Below are 17,029 nucleotides of genomic sequence, written 5' to 3' on the forward strand. Positions count from 1 at the left end.
TCTAGGCGAGTTTGCCCTCTTCCGCCTTGTAGAAATATTGGCTGGCGACCAACCAGCCTTTCAGGGGCCTGAGTGGCGGAATGCAGGTGGCGAGCATGAAGGGGCCGGTGACCAGAAGCTGCACCCAGATCGGCGCCGAAAACGCCACCTCCAGCCAGACGCCAAGCAGGACGCTCGGTATGCAGGCGAAGCAGATGACGAAGAAGGCCGGGCCGTCGGCCGGATCGGCGAAGGCATAATCGAGGCCGCAGACCTCGCATTGCGGCTGCAGCGTCAGAAAGCCCTTGAACATATGGCCCTGGCCGCAACGCGGGCAACGTCCCCTGACGCCGGTCTGCATCGGAGGAAGCGGGGGATATTCGGTGTCCATGATAACCTCGTCTTCTCTGGCACGCGGCTCAATGCCGATCAATGCCACACAAATGCATGCATCCAATATAAATACATTACGCATCAATCACCAGTCAACTTGCCAGAATGCCGCAGATCCCCGTCGGCTGGCGACCGGGCAAACCGCAGACATCACATCATCGAAGGGACCAGACCAGCAGCGGGCCTGAGGGCAAGTTGAAAGCTGCCGGGATTAGAAGAACGACGCCGCCATTTCCGGCGGGCCTTCCAGCGCATGGGTCATGAATTCCAGTGCGCCGTGCAGTCTCTCCCGAGTGATCGGGCCGCCGAGGCAGACCCGCACCGCTTCCGGGGCGGCGCCCTCGACGGTGAAGGCATCGCTTGCCACGACGCCGATGCCGGCGGAACGCATATGACTGCCGAAGGTGGAACGGGTCCAGCCATTGGCGAGCGGCAGCCAGATGTTGAAGCTGATCGGATCGGCGCGGTAGCTGCCGGCAGGCAGGATGGCGGCGACCATCTGCTGACGGGCGGCGGCCTCGGCGCGGATGAAGCGCAGGATCGCATCGGCCGTGCCGTCCTCTATCCAGCGGGTGGCGAGTGCCACTGTCAAAGGCGAGGCCATGACGTTGTTGGCGCGCATAGCGCTGACGAAGGGCCATACGGCCTTGCTGTCGGGCGCCACGACATAAGCAAGGCGCAGGCCCGCGCCGAGGGATTTCGCCAGGCCGCCAATATGCCAGGTGAGGTCCGGCGCTAATGCCGCAAGCGGCGCCGGACCTTGCTGGGGAATGAAGCCATAGGCATCATCCTCGACGATCGGCAGCTGATGTTTGCGGGCGACGGCCGCGATTTCCTCGCGCCGACCGGTTGAAATGGTCAGTGTCAACGGGTTCTGCAGTGTCGGATTGAGATAGAGCGCCTTCGGCTTCAACCGTTCGCAGGCGCTGGCAAGGGCGTCCGGCAGGATACCGTCCTCGTCCATCGGCACGCCGGCGAGGTTGAGCCGCAGCTGGGCGGCGATCGAGCGCATGCCGGGATAGGTGATGATTTCCGAAAGCACCGTCTCGCCCGGCTTTGCCAGCAGGCCGAAGATCGCCAACAGGGCCGGATGCGCACCCGGCGTGACGAAGATCCGCTCCTGCGAAGGCGTGAGCCCACGGCGGCCGAGCCAGACGGCGGCGGCGTCCTTATCGATGCCGGAGCCGCCGAAACCCTGGTAGCGCAGTAGCGGGATGAGACTTGCGGCCACCGCCGACATGGCCTCTCGCATGCCCGCGATCAGTTCCGGATCGTCTGGTTCCGGCGGCATGTTCATCGAGAAGTCGACGATCGATGCGCGGCGCGGATCGGGCGCCGCGTCAGGCGCGAAGTCCTGCCTCGCCTTGCCCACGCGGCCGGTGATGAAAGTGCCCCGGCCGACATGCGACTCGACAAGACCGCGCTTCTGCGCCTCGACATAGCCTCTGGCCACGGTGGTGAAATCGACATTCAGCCGCTTGGCGAGGTCGCGTTGCGGCGGCAGCCGGTCTCCGACCGCCAGATGGCCGCTGCGCAGATCCATTTCGATCAGATCGGCAATCGCCATGTAACGCGGGCTGCTGCTCCGGCTGAGATCGGGATGCCAATCCTTCATGTCGTGATCCCTGTCTGATTCCTGATAGGATTGACTGTATATTGTTGCGCAGCACCGCTGTCACCCCCAGATATTCCGGTAGCCTTCCACGGCTTGGCATAGGGCTGCGGAAATTCCAGTCGCGCCAACCTTGCCGCCGCCCCTTCACCTTCTTACCTATTAAGGAGGCGCGCCGGCTTTCGGTGTCGCGCGGCGGCGCCTCGGGATAAAAGCATGAATATTGATCCGATCCTGCGGTCCGTCGTGGCCGTCCGTTCCTCCATCCCAGAAGATGCCTTCACGGCGGAGACGCTGGGCACCGTCCGGGAGGGCAGCGGCGTCGTCATTCGCGACAACGGGCTGGTGCTGACCATCGGTTATCTCATCACCGAGGCTGAGGAGGTCTGGCTGACGACCCAGGACGGCCGGGTGGTTCCCGCCCATCCTCTTGCCTATGATCAGGAAAGCGGCTTCGGCCTGGTGCAGGCGCTCGGCGTTCTCAACGCCCCGGCGGTGGATTTCGGCGATGCGGCCGCCGCCAGGCCCGGCGATCCCGTCGTGCTTGCCGATGGGATCGGCGAGTTCGTCCAGGCAAACATCGTCGCCCGGCAGGAATTCGCCGGCTATTGGGAATATCTGCTGGACGAGGCGATTTTTACCGCACCGGCCCATCCCGCCTGGGGTGGGGCAGCGCTGATCGGCGCCGACGGCAAGCTGCTCGGCATCGGTTCGCTGCGCCTGCAGATGAGCCAGGACGGCGAGGTCGCCGACATCAATATGGTCGTGCCGATCGATCTGTTGCCGCCGATCCTCGACGACCTCTTGAACCGCGGTCAGGTCAACAAGCCGCCGCGGCCTTGGCTCGGCGCATTCTCCGCTGAGAGCAATGGCGGCGTGGTGGTGATGAGCGTCGCCGAAGGCGGTCCGGCCGCCGAGGCCGGTCTGCGTCAGGGCGATATCATTTCCGAGATCCGTGACGAAGAGGTTGACGGCCTTGCCGATTTCTACCGCAAGCTCTGGAGCAGCGGCCCGGCCGGCGCCGAGATTCCGATGCGGATTCTGCGCAACGGCCGGGAGGCCTGGCTGCGCGTCAAATCCGCCGACCGCAACAGCTTTCTGAAAAAGCCGCAGCTGCAGTAAAGTCTTACCGGCCAAGTGCGCGCGGCCGGACCTCCAAACGGATTCCACTCTTCTTTTGGCAGTTGAAAGATGCTGCTGTTCAATTAGTCTTGGGATGAACGGAGTTTGCAGACCATGTTCGATCATGTCTCCATCGGTGTCAAAGACCTCGAAAGAGCCCGCCGTTTCTATGATGCGGCGCTGGCGCCGCTCGGCTATGAGCGCCTGTCCAATTCCGATGGTGTGATCGGCTACGGTCCTGATGAGGTCGGCCTCTGGGTGATACAGGCCGAGCATCCCGTTGTCGCCGACATGCAATCCGGGCTGCATTTCTGCTTCGTCGCCCCGAACGAGGCCGCTGTCGACGCCTTTTACGCCGCCGCTATCGCATCCGGCGGCACCGACAATGGCGAACCGGGCATCCGGCCGGATTACGGCCGCTTCTATTACGCCGCCTTCGTCATCGATCCCGACGGCTACCGCCTCGAAGCCTATTTTCACAAGGGTGAGATGTAAGCGGGTGAGATAAAACGTCGCCGTCAGGCCGCCGCTCTTGAAATCGCCACGCGACAGCCGGAAGCTTCGAGCGCTTCGCCGGCGACGTCGAGGAACAGCCGGCGGAACCAGCGCGCCCGGCCGTCGGCCTGGTCGACCCGACGGTAGAGCATGGTCACCGGATCGACCGGCAGCGGCAGCGGCGGTTCGCAAATCGTCAGCCCATGCAACTGCGCCATGCAGCGGCCGATCGATTCCGGAACGATGGCGATGGCCGGCATGGCCCGCAGCGCCGTCGGCAGAGCGGAAAAGCGCGGCACGGTCGCCACCACCCGGCGCCGATGGCCGGTGCGGCTGAGCGCGATATCGATGCTGGTCGAGGCGTTGCCCTCGAAGGAGACGGTGACATGCGCGGCATCGGCGAAACCGTCCAGGCTCAAGGGCGCCTTCAGTTTGAGTTGAGCATCGTCGTAAATGCAGATCGAGGCCTGGTTGAACAGCGGCGCGCGGATGTGCCAGGAGGCCGGTTCGTCGTGCACCGAAACGCTGAAATCGAAGACGCCCTCGTCCAGCCGGCGCGCGGCGTCGCGCTTTTCGGAAGCGATGCCGATCAGCCGGGCGCCCGGAGAAAGCTGCAGCAGGCGGGCGGCAAGCGGGCCGAAGAAGGCCGATTCGAGATTATCGCACATGCCGATGCGGAACTCGCCCTGCCAGCTTGCCGGATCGAATTCGGCCTGCGGGCGGATGGCGCGTTCGATGCCCGACAGCGCATCCTCGATCGCCGGCGCAATGGACAGGGCGCGCGGCGTCGGCTGCAGGCCGCGGCCGACACGCACGAACAATTCGTCATCCAGCGCCTCGCGAAGCCGGCGAAGAGCGGCCGACAGGCCAGGCTGCCCGAGCAGCAGCCGTTCGGCGGCGCGGCTGACATTGCGCTCCTGCATCAGCACCGAAAAAGCCAGCAGCAGGTTGAGGTCAATTTTGCGCAGCGTGGCATCATTCATCATCACCAGTAATACCTGGCATGGCTACTATCAATTTGCAATAGGATTGGAAGCTGTACATTTTCTCGTTCCCTGCCGCCCGGCAACCTCCCTCCGATGAGGCGGCAGCCAAGAAGGAACGATTTCGATGACCTTTTCCAAATCGAAAAGCGCGGCGGGGCTGGCATTGCTGCTGCTCTGCACCGCCAACTTTCTCGACGCCATGGATGTCTCCACCATCGGCGTTGCGCTCCCCGCCATCCAGGCCGAGCTCGGCATGGAGGCGACATCACTGCAATGGGCCGTCAGCGCCTATGTGCTCGGCTATGGCGGCTTCCTGCTGCTCGGCGGCCGGGTCGCCGACGTCTTCGGCCATCGGCGCGTGTTCCTCTGGTCGCTGGCGATCTTTGCCGCCGCCAGCATCGCCGGCGGCTTCGTCGACAGCGGCCCGACCTTGATTGCCGCCCGTTTGATCAAGGGCATTGCTGCCGCCTTCACCGCGCCTGCGGCGCTGGCGCTGCTGCTCTCGGTGTTCGGCGAGGGAACAGCCCGGGCAAAGGCGCTCGGGGTCTTCGCCTCCACCGGTGCGACCGGCTTCGTGCTCGGCATGGTTCTCGGCGGGGCAGCGACGATCTTCAGCTGGCGGGCAACGCTGGTCATGGGCGCGCCGGTCGCCATTCTGACCCTCGTCCTGGCGCCGCTGGCGCTGCCGGCCGATCCGAAAAGGTCCGGACCGCGGCCCACATTCGACTGGGCGGGCGCACTGACGATCACGCCGGGGCTGCTGCTCTTCGTCTTCGGCATCACCAATGCCGCGGCTGCCGGCTGGCAGGCCCTGCCGACCTGGGGTTCGCTTCTGGCGTCGCTGGTGCTGATCCTGCTCTTCCTCGCGGTCGAAGCACGCCATGCCGATCCGATGGTGCCGCTCGGCATGTTCCGCCGGGCGCGGCTGCGGCACGCCAATGCGATCGCCGCCCTCTTCCAGGGCGCCTATGTCGGCTTCCAGTTCCTGGCGACGCTCTATTATCAGAACGTCATCGGCTGGTCGGCCTTCACGACAGGCTTCTCCTTTGCCCTCGGCGGCGTCTTCGTGATGTTCCTGGCGCCACGCTTTGCGAACCTGGCGCAAAACCGCGGCGCCACCGGGCTGATGGCGGCAGGCGTCGGGCTGCAGGCCTTCAGCTACATTTTCTGGGTGGCGGCACTCGGACATGTCGATCCGCTCCTACTCGTGCTGGTCTCGCAGATCCTGCTCGGCCTCGGTTATGCCATGACCTACCCTTCGGTGCAGGTCGCAGCCCTTTCCGACGTTGAGGACGACAAGTCGGGGCTCGCCTCCGGTCTGCTCTTCGCGTCGTTCCAGATCGGCGGCGGCATCGTGCTCGCGGCCGCTTCGGCGGTGTTCGGCGCAGCAGCGAATTTCGGCTGGGATCCGTATGTTGCCGGCGTCGCCTTCGTGGCGCTGCTTGCGATCGCCGTCACCCTGCTTGCAGCCGCAGGTCCGAGGACATCGGCCGTCCGGAGGCCCACCTATCAGGCGGCGGAATGACCGTTGCGCCCGCACCTTATCGGTGCGGGCTCTTCATAAGCAAAAACGAATATTCGCAGCGAGAACCCCATTGCCTTGCCTCGGCGAAAGGCGCATGGTTTCGCCGTCGGCAGCCATTGTCCGGGCGCTGCCGACTGAGGGTTTTCATACCTTCGCCCCGACGAAAGGAGGACCGATGTCTTCCACTTCCAAAAAGCCGTACCTGACCTCGTCCGATCTCGACATGCTTCAGTCCGTACTCGACAATGCGGGCTACGAGGCCAGGATCGCGATCGACGACGGCAAGGGCTGCAATGTCGCAGCGGTGCTGCTGATCAAGCTGTTTCAGGAGGGCGTAACGTCGCCCGCCAAGCTTTCGCAGGCACTCGAACACTACTTCGGCAAGCTGAAAACGCCGCCGAAACCAGTCACTCCGGTTTACGACCGTTATGCGATCCAGGGATTGCCCAGCGACAGGCGTAAGACAAACCTCAAACCCGACGCGCGAAGCTGAAAACGCGCTTTGTATTCGTCTGAATAGGAGATCGATCGATGGCAAAAGGTCAGTTGAGAAGCAATCGCGAGGCTCGCAAACCTAAGAAGGACAAGCTGGCGCCGAAGATGGCCGGCACCTTCGCAGGCCAGATGAAGGCCGCGACCCAGGCCACTCCGCACGGAAGCAGCGCGCCGAAGAAATAAGCGCGCGTCGAGCCCTCGGGTGGATCGCCCGTGGCCCCTTTCATGACAAACGCAGTCGGGATCGATTTGCGTATTGGGTGATGTGTGGCTAAAAGCGGCGGCGCGTCCTGCCGGGACGCGGGATCAGCGATGATCGTGTTTTCGAAAAAGCCGGAAGGTGCCACAGAGCATGACACTTGTTCATATAATCAACCGCGTCGACGATCCGTCGAGCGTCGCAGCCTTTTCCGGCGATATTTCGTGATCGAAGGCGCGCGCCGCTTCGCGAGCGAGGAAATCCGGCTTGCCGCCTTGGACGAGCCTTGTGAAAATCCGCAGAAACAACCGACAGCATTTTTCGCCGAAAAACCTTGGTTGAAGATCCTTGCAGGATATCGCCAGCCGAGGGCCACACGCAGTGCCTTTGAACTGGCCGTGACAGCTATTCCCTTTGCGCTGTTCTGGGCCGCCGCATGGGCGGCCGTTCGTTACGGCTTTCTGCCGGGCCTAATCCTCGTCGTTCCAGCAGCCGCTTTCCTGCTCAGGCTGTTCATGATCCAGCATGATTGCGGCCACGGCTCATTTTTCGCCCGCCGCCGCCTCGACGACTGGGTCGGGCGCGCGATCGGCATCCTGACGCTGACGCCTTACGACTATTGGCGTCGGGCGCATGCGGAACATCACGCCTCGGCCGGAAACCTCGATGAGCGCGGCGTTGGCGACATCGAGACGCTGACGATCGCCGAATATAACGCGCTGTCGCGCCGGGGACGGCTTGCCTACCGGCTCTACCGGCACCCAGCCGTCATGTTCGGGATCGGGCCGGCATGGCTGTTCATCTTCAAGCAGCGCCTGCCTTTCGGCATGATGCGCTCCGGCCCCCTGCCCTGGATCTCGACCATGGCGACCAACCTTGCCATCGCCCTGGTCGCCGCCCTATTGATTTGGGCGGGTGGTATGGTCCCCTTCCTGCTGGTCCACTTGCCGACCGTGCTTCTGGCGGGAGCCGCTGGCGTCTGGCTGTTCTATGTCCAGCACCAGTTCGAGGAAACGCACTGGTCGAAGAAACCGGACTGGCAGTTCCAGCATGCGGCGCTTCACGGCGCCTCGCACTACGACCTGCCGCCGGTGCTGCGCTGGATCACCGGCAATATCGGCATTCACCATGTGCATCATCTGGCGAGCCGAGTGCCTTATTATCGGCTACCGGAGGTGCTGCGGGACCATCCCGAGCTGGCTGGAATCGGCCGCATCACGCTCATGGAAAGCCTGCGCTGCGTCAAGCTGGTGCTCTGGGACGAACAGACAATGCGGCTGGTGTCGTTTCGTGAAGCGGCGCGGCTCAGAGCCGCAAACTAAAAGCGCTCAGCGGTAGCCGGTCACATCCGCCGGCTTGCCCGGCTCCTGCACTTCCACCAGGTAGCGCCAGCAATCCGGCCGGGAACCGTCGATGTCGTCGAAGCCGTAGATCTTGGCCACACCGCCGCTCGACAACGACTGGCCGTTCCAGCGAGCACGATCGGCATCGGCGGCGATGGCCGCTACCGCGCGGCCGACGAAGCGCGGCGTTTCGGAAATCGCGAAATGCGGCTGGACCTTCGTCGCGTCGCGCCAGTTCGCCTCGCTGACGCCGTAGGCATCCAGCATCATTTCGGAGCGCAGCCAACCTGGCGTGATCGAAATGGCGGTGGCGCCGTGTTTTCCCAGGTCCTGAGCATGCGTCCAGGCCATGCGGGTTACGCCCGTCTTGACAAGATCGTAGAAGGGCGAAAGCCGGTAATGCGTGGCGTTGTATTCCGCCGTACCGTCGGTCACCTCGACCAGCAGGCCGCCCGGCCGCTCGATCATCAGCGGCAGGGCGTAGTGGGCGGTGATCAGATGCGTTTCGATGCCGAGCCGCAGCATGCGCAGGCCCCTGTCGAGCGAATGCTCCCAGACTGATTTGTCCCATTCGAACAGTGTTTCGCCGCCCCAGATGTCGTTGACGAGGATATCGAGCCGACCGGTCTCCGCCCGGATGCGGGCGACGAGCACCTCGACCTCCGTTGCGACGAGATGATCGACCTGCACGGCAATACCCTTGCCGCCTGCCGCGGTCACCAGCTCGGCAGTCTCCTCGATCGTCTCCGACCTTCCATATTCGGATTGCTGCGTGCGCGTCGTGCGCCCCGTGACGTAGACGGTGGCACCGGCCGCGCCGAGCTCCACCGCGATGCCCCGGCCGGCGCCGCGTGTCGCACCGGCCACCAAAGCCACCTTCTCCCGCAAGTCCGCTGTCACGTCTCCATCCTCCAAGGTAGAATTGAAAACCGCCTCTTGTATATAAACGAACGTTCGTTCATAAATAAGACAGATGCAAGAGGAATTTCATGCCGCGCCGCCGCACGCTTTCCGATGAACAGCTTCTCGCCATGGTGCTGGCGCTGATCCATGCCGAGGGGCCGGATGCGGCAACCTTCGCGGCGGTGGCCAAAGCCAGCGGCCTTTCCGGCTCGACGCTGGTGCAGCGTTTTACGACGAAAGCGGCGATGCTGCGCGCGGCACTGCTCTATGCCTGGGACAGGCTGGACGCGGAAACGGCACGGCTTGCCGAGGCCGTGGCGAAAACGCCGGAGGGTGCCGTCGCCCTGCTCGTCGGTCTGTCGAAGGATTACGGCGACGATGCCGCCGCCTATGGCGAGGGATTGCTGGTGCTTCGCGAAGACTTTCGCGATCCGGTGCTGCGCGCCCGGGGTGCGGCCTGGGGCAAAGCGCTGACGGCGGCGATCGCACGCTGTTTCGGATCGGCGAGCGCGCCGGAGACGATCGCCCGGCTGATGCTGTCGCAATGGCAGGGCTCGCTGACCTGGTGGGGCTTTGGCGCAGAAGGGCGGGTGGATGAATATGTGGAGACGGAACTGCGGCGGTTCCTCGCAGCGGTCGCCGTCCATTCGGCTAAGCGCCCGTGAAGATCATCGCCTTGACAAAATAAAGCAATGCGGCGGTGGCGACGATCGTCGCCGATGTGAGCAGCAGTCCGATCAAGGTGACGAGACCATCCCACTCCATCAGGGCGACGGCCAGCACGACCAGCGAGACCACCGGCAGAATATTGCCGAAGGGGATCGGCAGCGCGATCACCACAGCAAGCAGGAAGACAGGAACGCCAAGAAGCGCCTGCACTGTCGGACCGGTGAGGACCTGCAGCCGGCCGGCGCGCACGAGCTTTTCCACCGGGGCGATCACCGGCACCGCGTGACCGACGACAAGATCAAGCGCCGCGGGCGAAACCCGGCGATCCCGGAGGATGGCGGGCAACCAGATCTTCCGGCCACCGGCGACAATCTGGAGGGAGACCAGCGCCAGCGCGGTGCCGAAAACCATTCCGAATGGCCCGGGGATTGGTGTCAGCGCCGGGATTGCCAGGAACAGGATGGTGAAGGCGATGCTCGTCTGGCCCATCGCCTCCAGAGCCTCGCCGACAGAGAGGCCGCCTTTTACCCGGGCGATTTCCAACATCTCCCGAAGCCGCGCAGTAGCGACACCGCGCGGCGGTTGCCTCTTTCCGTCTTGATCAATCACACTGTCCATTTTCAGCTGGTTGCCGTCATGCACCCTCGCCGCCTCCCTTCAGGGCGCTGGCGAGGGCTGCGCATTGCGGGTCGCTGCCGTCGAGAAGCTCCGCCGGCGCGGTCTGGCCGAGCGCTATGCTGACGACTGTGGCCGCCGCCCAGACGTAGTCGCCGGCGGCGCGCTCGACGAGCCGCGGTCCCTCAGATGTCAGGCAAGCCTGGGACTGGCGGACGATCACCATGGGAAGCCGGGCGCGCTCAGCCTGTTGCTGTAGCTCGGCCTGCAGCGGACCGACCACGAGCAGGGCAAAAATCCAGCCGATGAAATCCGAAATCATATCTGTTCCTTCCTTTGTTTACGTATTGCTCGCAGAGCCCGCTCAGGCGGGCTGCCGCGGATCCCGCGTCTTGAGGAGGCTCCAGACCACGCCGGCAGCGATGATCACGAAAGTGATGCTCAGCGAGAGCGCGGCCGGGAATTTTTCCAGGCCCAGCAGATCGGCGACGAAGATCTTCGAGCCGATGAAGATCAGCACGATGGCAAGCGCGGGCTTCAGATAGCGGAAGCGATGAATCATCGCCGCAAGCGCGAAATAGAGGGCGCGAAGGCCGAGGATCGCGAAGATGTTCGAGGTATAGACGAGGAACGGATCGGTGGTGATCGCGAAGATCGCGGGGACCGAATCCACGGCGAAGATGACGTCGGCGACTTCGACCATCACGAGCGCCATGAAGAGCGGCGTGATGAACCAGGTCATCGCTCCCGTCCTGGGGTCTGCCTTTCTGACGAAGAACCGTTCGCCGTGATGTTCCTCGGTGACGTTGAAACGGCTGCGCATGAAGCGGACGAGGACGTTCTTCGAGACATCAGGCTCGGCCTCCTTGACGAACAGCATCTTGATGCCGGTGACGATCAGGAACGCGGCGAAGATATAGAGAAGCCAGGCGAATTCGGCGACCAGCGTGGCGCCGACGCCGATCATGATGGCGCGCAGCACGATGACGCCGAGAATACCCCAGAAGAGCACGCGGTGCTGGTAGAGGCGCGGCACGGCAAAGAAGGAGAAGATCAGGGCGATGACGAAGACGTTGTCGAGGGCCAGCGTCTTTTCGACGACGAAGCCCGTCAGATAGGCAAGGCCGGCCTCGGAGCCGAGATACCACCATACCCAACCACCGAAGGCGAGGCCGAGCGCGATATAGAGGGCGGAAAGCCTGACGCTTTCGCCGACGCCGATTTCCTTGTTCTGCTTATGAAGAATACCGAGGTCGAATGACAGAATGGCGATGACAAGGGCGAAAAAGCTCGACCACATCCAGAGCGGCGTTCCCAGCCACTCGACGAACAAAAAAGACAGATTCAAGGATAATCCCCTGGTCGGCACTGGTTGTCGGAGAAGAGGTCCGACATCGCAAGAGTGCCGAAGCTCTCGCCAGAGGGGCCCGGACCAGCGGGTCGCACCGCAAGTGGGGTCTCACTTTTCAATAATCAAGCAGCGGCCGGCGTCAATTTTATATGTCGCGCCGGAGACACGACTGCCGTGCGATATATCACACCGCAGGCGAAAGCCGGGCGCGCCGGCCGCTTACGCTTCTTCCTCGTCCTTCTCCTCGCCGACGGTCAGCGGCCAGTCGACGACGTAATCCTCAAGATCCTCGATATCGATCTCGGTTTCGCTGATCGTGCGGCCGCGGGCGGAAATGCCGGCTGCATGTACGGTTTCCGGGTCGCCGGAGACGAGCGGATGCCACCAGTAGAGATCGTGGCCCTCGTTGACCAGCCGGTAGCCGCAGGTGGGCGGCAGCCAGGCGATCTCAGGCACGTTCTCCTTGGTCAGTTGCACACAGTCCGGCACGAAATCCCAGCGATTCGCATAGCTCGAGCAGCGACAGCTCTGGCCGTCGAGCAGCTTGCAGCTGACCGAGGTGAAATAGATATCGCCGCTATCCCATTCCTCGATCTTGTTGAGACAACAGAGGCCGCAGCCGTCGCAAAGGCTTTCCCATTCGGCCGCGGTCATTTCGGCCAGCGTCTTGCTCTTCCAGAAGGGCAGATCGTTCATCGTTCGTTTCTTGCAACAGCGGCCCGCAAATTCGCGTGACCACCGCTCTACTCTCTTGTTATCCGCCACAAAATCAATCAATTCTTCAGCATGCTCCTGGTACCGGAGAACTTTCTCCTGGTATCGGAGAGCTTTTCGGGCCCATCGGGCCTCGCGCTTTCGCCGCTTTCCGGCTGCCGGACATGAGGCAGGCGCGATCAGGCGGGAATACAGGACGTGCAGGATCCGGACAACCCTGAAAAAGGGCCTGAAAACGAGACAGAAAAGCAGGCCGCTGACCCCGGCAGGCGGCCGGCGAAGAGCCGTCACATTCTGCTGCGCATCGATTCGTGGATCGATTCGACCGTCTGGAACGCCGGCTTCCGCGCCGCCGAGATCTGGGAAGACACCACTATCTTCTTCCGCCGTTTCCGCGTGCGCGGCTGGAAGCGCGTGGTCTTCGAACTGGCCGGCGAAGGGCTGACCCTCGGCACGGTCGGCGCGGTGCTGATGCTGGTGCTTGCCCAGCCGGCCTTCGAAGCGACCAAGGAGGACTGGCGCAACCGCGGCGATTTCGCCGTCACCTTCACCGACCGCTACGGCAACGTCATCGGCCATCGCGGCGTCATCCATCAGAATTCGGTGCCGATCGACGAACTGCCGGACTCCCTGATCAAATCGGTGCTCGCCACCGAAGACAGGCGCTTCTTCGACCATTTTGGCATCGACGCCATCGGTCTCTTCCGCGCCATGGTCACCAACGCCCAGGCCGGCGAAGTCGTGCAGGGCGGCTCGACGCTGACGCAGCAGCTCGCCAAGAACCTGTTCCTTTCCAACGAGCGTTCGATCGACCGCAAGGTCACCGAAGCCTTCCTGGCGCTATGGCTCGAGGCCAACCTATCCAAGAAGGAAATCCTCTCCACCTATCTCGACCGCGCCTATATGGGCGGCGGCACGTTTGGCGCGGCCGCGGCGGCGCAGTTTTATTTCGGCAAGAACATCACCGATGTGAACCTTGCCGAATCCGCCATGCTCGCCGGCCTGTTCAAGGCGCCGGCGAAATATGCGCCGCATGTCAACCTGCCGGCGGCGCGTGCCCGCGCCAACGAAGTGCTGACCAACCTCGTGCAGAGCGGGCTGATGACCGAGGGCCAGGTGATCGCCGCCCGACGCAGCCCAGCGACCGTCGTCGACCGCAACGAGGTGGAATCGCCCGATTTCTTCCTCGACTGGGCCTTCGACGAGGTGCAGCGGCTTTCGCCGCGTTTCCACCAGCATTCACTGATCGTGCGCACGACGATCGACATGGGCATCCAGAAGGCGGCCGAGGATTCGGTCGAGACGTCGCTGCGCGAATATGGCGAGGCTTACCACGCCAAGCAGGGCGCCCTGGTGATGATCGAAAACGGCGGCGCCGTGCGCGCCATGGTCGGTGGGCGCGATTACGGCGAAAGCCAGTTCAACCGCGCCACCAGGGCGCTGCGCCAGCCGGGCTCCTCCTTCAAGGTCTATACCTATGCCCTGGCGATGGAGAGCGGGATGACGCCGCAGACGACGATCGTCGACGCGCCGATCTACTGGGGCAATTGGAGCCCGCATAATTACGCCAACCGCTATGTCGGACGCATCACGCTCGAGACCGCGATCGCTCAGTCGATCAACACCGTGCCGGTGCGGCTCGCCAAGGAGAAGCTCGGCATTCAGCCGATCCGGGCGATGGCGAAAAACCTCGGTGTCGAAACGCCGATCCGCGACGACGTCACCATTCCGATCGGCACCTCCGAAGTGACTGTGCTCGACCAGGCGACGGCCTATGCCACCTTCCCGGCCGGCGGATATCAGTCGCGCCGCCACGGCATCAGCCAGATCCTCGATTACGAGGGCGATGTGCTCTATGATTTCGACCGTGACGAGCCGGCGCCCAAACGCGTGCTGTCGGAACAGGCCGATGCCTATATGAACCAGATGCTGTCGCGCGTGCCCTATGTCGGCACCGCGCGCAAGGCAGCTCTCGACAACGGCGTTTTGACCGCCGGCAAGACCGGCACGACCCAGGCCTATCGCGACGCCTGGTTCGTCGGTTTCACCGGCAACTACACCTGCGCCGTCTGGTTCGGCAATGACGACTACACCTCGACCAATGAGATGACCGGCGGCTCGCTGCCGGCGATGACCTTCAAGCGCGCCATGGACTATGCCCATCAGGGCGTGACGCTGCGCGCCATCCCCGGCGTGGAAAACCCCCTGCCCTCAGAAAAGGACCTCGCCAAGACCGTCGCCGCCAAGCCGCAGGACGGATTACCGCAGCTCATCAGGCCGCGCATGCTTTCGGTACAATCGACGAATATCCTCAAAGACCTCGGCAAAAAGCTGAAGGATGCCGCCCCGCTGGCGCCGGCGAAGCTGGCGAGCGCGGAGTAGCCCAGACCCAGGAAGATCGGCGAGACCAGCCCCTCATCCGGCTGCCGCCACCGACCGGGGTCGAGCCACGGGTCTCGACTCGTCCTTCGGACCCGGAAATGGGGCGAAGGGACCTAGCCGCAACCTCTCCGTCCCCACCGGCCTCTGGCGGGGCACGTCCCCTCGTCCCGTTTACGGGGAGAGGGTTAGGGTGAGGGGCCGTGTTGCCGCATTCAGCACGGCCGCGGACAGATCGGCGTCCATGTCGTCGCACGCCATTCCACCCTGCCAGAATCAGTGGTAACCCTTTCATCCGATATGGTTTCCAAGGTCATAACGTGTTTCGATTCCCCCTTTTCATCCTGATCACGCTGATCGTCGCCTTTGGCGGCGGGATCATGATTTCGCTGTATGCGCTGGATGCGACGCAGGGTTTCGGAGCGATCAAGCTTGGCGCCTGGGAGGCTTTTCCGGCGTTGCAGACGGTTGATGCCGATCCTTACGCCAAGTCGCACCGGGCGCGCGCCGGCAAGCTGCTCTATGGCAGCGCCGAGGGACTGACCTTCACGGCGAGCGTCGACGACGAGGGGGCGCGGCTGAATGCCGGCTGCCGCTACCGCATCAGCGGGCAGACGCCGCCCGCCCGGCTGTGGACGCTTTTTACCGCCGACAATGGCGGCAATCCGGCGGCGGTGAAGACTGGGCTTCCCTCGGCGCTGAACTCCTGGACGGTGCTGCGCCAGCCCGACAGCAGCTTCTCGATCGAGATCTCCGCCGTCGCGCAGCCGGGCAATTGGCTGGCCCTGCCGCAGGCCGGCACCTTCCGGCTGGTGCTGACCTTGTTCGATACGCCGACGGCCGGCAGTTCCGGCGTGATCGACCTCGCCATGCCCAAGCTCACCAAGACCGGATGCGGCAATGCTTAGGATCGTTTTCGCCATCCTGACCGGGCTTTTCGGCGCAGCGCTTCTGCATCTGGTCATCATCCTTTCGCTGCCGCATTTCACCGGCAGGGACGCGGCGACCCGGGTGCAGGCGGAAGGCGACCTCAACAATTTCTACCTGCTGAACGACCAGTATGACGAGGCCGGGCTTGCCAATGGCGACCCCTTCGTGCGCACCGCCGTCTGCTCCTTCGATGTCGAGGATGGGCCGGTGCATTTCACCGCCAGGGGCAACGTGCCCTTCTGGTCGATCGCCATCTACGACAGCGCCTCCAACGAAGTCTTCAGCATGAATGACAGGACTTCGGTCGGCGGCGCGCTCGATGTGCTGGCCGGCGGTCCGATCCAGCTGACGGACCTGCGCAAGAACCTGCCACGGGAGCTGGAACAGGCGATCCTGGTGGAAATGGCGCGGCCGGACGGTTACGCCGTGCTGCGGACGCTGGCGCCGCAGGCGAGTTTCGATGAGGCCGCACGGAACTTCCTGACGGAAGCCGGCTGCGAGCAGTTCAGCGCCCGCTAAGGTTGAACCGACATTACTTCTTGCTGGCGCGCGGCGCGGGCGCCGGGCCATGTCTGGGGGGCTCGGCCAGCCGCTCGTAGCGGACACCGGTGAACCAGAGGATCTTGGCTTCGCGGGGTTCCTTGTCCTGAGGACGCGGCGCCCGCGGTCGCCGATCCGCCAATGCGACTACTATTGCCATTCTCGTCTCCATGCACTGCCCGAGACGGATGAACTTGCGATGGATTTCACCCTGCCCGCCAATCTGCGGGCCGGCGCGTCCTGCGGTGCCGGCATGACCGAACCGAGGGCATTCGCGCCTTTCCCACGGCACCTGACTGAAATACCGTGATGCGGAGTTTCGACGATCCAACCACTCAAATCGCGTCGTTCCTATCCGAATTGAGACACATGACAGTTAACAGTTTACTAATATTCAGCGCTTGCCAAACACAGTTCCCCTGACTTCCTCTTTAACGCATGAAGCGCCGGTTTGGTTTCATGCCGCCTGCGCGCGGGTTCTGGCACCCGTTGAAGGATAAAATCGGAGGTAATTCATATCGTTGGCAATGCAGCCACGACCCCGCGCGCCGGCGGCGCTGCAGGTGTTGCAAATATGCGGCAGACCGACATCCGTTGCGTCGCACCCCAGGATCGGGACGATCCGCCCTCAATCGGAGAGCGGGGTTGCGGCCATCGCCGACCCGCGAATCGTTCCAGACGCGAGCGGCAGCGAAGGGCAACAAGCCCTGCCGGTGATTCCCATCCTTGTTCGAAGACTCGGATATCGCGGAGCTACCGCACCAACGGAATATCAGCAG

Annotated in this window: 19 protein-coding genes; 10 read left to right on the top strand and 9 right to left on the bottom strand. The window is 63.5% G+C overall.

Annotated elements, in window-relative coordinates:
- Nucleotide 1: 1 nt before the first annotated feature.
- Both EFR00_RS22830 and EFR00_RS22835 read right to left on the bottom strand, forming a co-directional pair.
- Nucleotides 2-370 carry a DUF983 domain-containing protein gene (locus EFR00_RS22830; RefSeq protein WP_037113541.1) on the bottom strand — a complete coding sequence of 123 codons (369 nt, stop codon included), beginning with the start codon at nt 368-370 and terminating at the stop codon, nt 2-4.
- 213 nt (nt 371-583) lie between these two features.
- The gene (locus EFR00_RS22835; RefSeq protein ID WP_077994829.1) at nt 584-1,987 is read right to left on the bottom strand and encodes an aminotransferase-like domain-containing protein; all 1,404 of its coding nucleotides are present in this window, start codon (nt 1,985-1,987) and stop codon (nt 584-586) included.
- Between the two features lie 213 nt (nt 1,988-2,200).
- Here EFR00_RS22835 and EFR00_RS22840 point away from each other — a divergent pair, with 213 nt between their 5' ends.
- On the top strand, nt 2,201-3,106 hold the full coding sequence (locus EFR00_RS22840; RefSeq protein ID WP_010059187.1) for a S1C family serine protease: 906 nt from the start codon (nt 2,201-2,203) through the stop codon (nt 3,104-3,106).
- A 114-nt stretch (nt 3,107-3,220) separates the two neighbouring features.
- The gene (locus EFR00_RS22845) at nt 3,221-3,601 is read left to right on the top strand and encodes a VOC family protein (RefSeq protein WP_009996888.1); all 381 of its coding nucleotides are present in this window, start codon (nt 3,221-3,223) and stop codon (nt 3,599-3,601) included.
- Nucleotides 3,602-3,624: 23 nt separating this feature from the next.
- Here the strand turns inward: EFR00_RS22845 and EFR00_RS22850 are convergent, their stop codons facing one another.
- Nucleotides 3,625-4,587, bottom strand: a complete 963-nt coding sequence (locus EFR00_RS22850) for a LysR family transcriptional regulator (protein ID WP_077994828.1) — start codon at nt 4,585-4,587, stop codon at nt 3,625-3,627.
- Between the two features lie 124 nt (nt 4,588-4,711).
- On the opposite strand from EFR00_RS22850, the gene EFR00_RS22855 reads away from it, so the two are divergent.
- The 4 genes from EFR00_RS22855 to EFR00_RS22865 all read left to right on the top strand — a co-directional run bounded on the left by EFR00_RS22855 (nt 4,712) and on the right by EFR00_RS22865 (nt 8,128).
- Complete coding sequence (locus tag EFR00_RS22855; RefSeq protein WP_077994827.1) at nt 4,712-6,112, top strand: MFS transporter; 1,401 nt, start codon at nt 4,712-4,714, stop codon at nt 6,110-6,112.
- A gap of 94 nt (nt 6,113-6,206) precedes the next feature.
- Nucleotides 6,207-6,605 carry a hypothetical protein gene (locus tag EFR00_RS22860; RefSeq protein WP_009991935.1) on the top strand — a complete coding sequence of 133 codons (399 nt, stop codon included), beginning with the start codon at nt 6,207-6,209 and terminating at the stop codon, nt 6,603-6,605.
- Between the two features lie 38 nt (nt 6,606-6,643).
- Nucleotides 6,644-6,790 carry a hypothetical protein gene (locus tag EFR00_RS33125; protein WP_164519027.1) on the top strand — a complete coding sequence of 49 codons (147 nt, stop codon included), beginning with the start codon at nt 6,644-6,646 and terminating at the stop codon, nt 6,788-6,790.
- Nucleotides 6,791-7,030: 240 nt separating this feature from the next.
- Nucleotides 7,031-8,128 carry a fatty acid desaturase gene (locus EFR00_RS22865; RefSeq protein ID WP_077994826.1) on the top strand — a complete coding sequence of 366 codons (1,098 nt, stop codon included), beginning with the start codon at nt 7,031-7,033 and terminating at the stop codon, nt 8,126-8,128.
- 6 nt (nt 8,129-8,134) lie between these two features.
- Here EFR00_RS22865 and EFR00_RS22870 read toward each other — a convergent pair whose 3' ends face one another.
- A complete protein-coding gene (locus EFR00_RS22870) occupies nt 8,135-9,049 on the bottom strand; it encodes an SDR family oxidoreductase (protein ID WP_039618731.1) in 915 nt (304 codons plus the stop codon).
- 89 nt (nt 9,050-9,138) lie between these two features.
- Here EFR00_RS22870 and EFR00_RS22875 point away from each other — a divergent pair, with 89 nt between their 5' ends.
- The gene (locus tag EFR00_RS22875) at nt 9,139-9,717 is read left to right on the top strand and encodes a TetR family transcriptional regulator (RefSeq protein ID WP_077994825.1); all 579 of its coding nucleotides are present in this window, start codon (nt 9,139-9,141) and stop codon (nt 9,715-9,717) included.
- Here the strand turns inward: EFR00_RS22875 and EFR00_RS22880 are convergent.
- The 4 genes from EFR00_RS22880 to EFR00_RS22895 form a co-directional block, all read right to left on the bottom strand.
- A complete protein-coding gene (locus tag EFR00_RS22880) occupies nt 9,704-10,330 on the bottom strand; it encodes an exopolysaccharide biosynthesis protein (RefSeq protein ID WP_077994857.1) in 627 nt (208 codons plus the stop codon). The genes EFR00_RS22875 and EFR00_RS22880 overlap by 14 nt on opposite strands.
- Before the next feature lie 25 nt (nt 10,331-10,355).
- Nucleotides 10,356-10,658, bottom strand: a complete 303-nt coding sequence (locus EFR00_RS22885; protein ID WP_077994824.1) for a hypothetical protein — start codon at nt 10,656-10,658, stop codon at nt 10,356-10,358.
- Nucleotides 10,659-10,700: 42 nt separating this feature from the next.
- Nucleotides 10,701-11,684 (bottom strand): TerC family protein, encoded by a 984-nt coding sequence (locus EFR00_RS22890; protein WP_039618726.1) that lies wholly within the window; start codon nt 11,682-11,684, stop codon nt 10,701-10,703.
- 222 nt (nt 11,685-11,906) lie between these two features.
- Nucleotides 11,907-12,383, bottom strand: a complete 477-nt coding sequence (locus EFR00_RS22895) for a YcgN family cysteine cluster protein (protein WP_009993493.1) — start codon at nt 12,381-12,383, stop codon at nt 11,907-11,909.
- Between the two features lie 216 nt (nt 12,384-12,599).
- Between EFR00_RS22895 and EFR00_RS22900 the strand changes: the two genes are divergently transcribed.
- From EFR00_RS22900 to EFR00_RS22910, 3 genes are all read left to right on the top strand, one after another.
- A complete protein-coding gene (locus tag EFR00_RS22900; protein WP_039618723.1) occupies nt 12,600-14,783 on the top strand; it encodes a transglycosylase domain-containing protein in 2,184 nt (727 codons plus the stop codon).
- Nucleotides 14,784-15,100: 317 nt separating this feature from the next.
- Nucleotides 15,101-15,688, top strand: coding sequence for a DUF1214 domain-containing protein (locus EFR00_RS22905; RefSeq protein WP_009994723.1), 588 nt, complete (start codon nt 15,101-15,103; stop codon nt 15,686-15,688).
- The gene (locus EFR00_RS22910; RefSeq protein WP_009994722.1) at nt 15,681-16,229 is read left to right on the top strand and encodes a DUF1254 domain-containing protein; all 549 of its coding nucleotides are present in this window, start codon (nt 15,681-15,683) and stop codon (nt 16,227-16,229) included. Before EFR00_RS22905 ends, EFR00_RS22910 begins: the two co-directional genes overlap by 8 nt.
- Nucleotides 16,230-16,242: 13 nt before the next feature.
- Here EFR00_RS22910 and EFR00_RS33130 read toward each other — a convergent pair whose 3' ends face one another.
- Nucleotides 16,243-16,410 (bottom strand): hypothetical protein, encoded by a 168-nt coding sequence (locus tag EFR00_RS33130; protein WP_164519026.1) that lies wholly within the window; start codon nt 16,408-16,410, stop codon nt 16,243-16,245.
- Between the last annotated feature and the right edge of the window lie 619 nt (nt 16,411-17,029).

Origin of the sequence: Rhizobium sophoriradicis, assembly GCF_003939025.1 — a bacterium.
GTDB classification, from domain to species: domain Bacteria; phylum Pseudomonadota; class Alphaproteobacteria; order Rhizobiales; family Rhizobiaceae; genus Rhizobium; species Rhizobium sophoriradicis.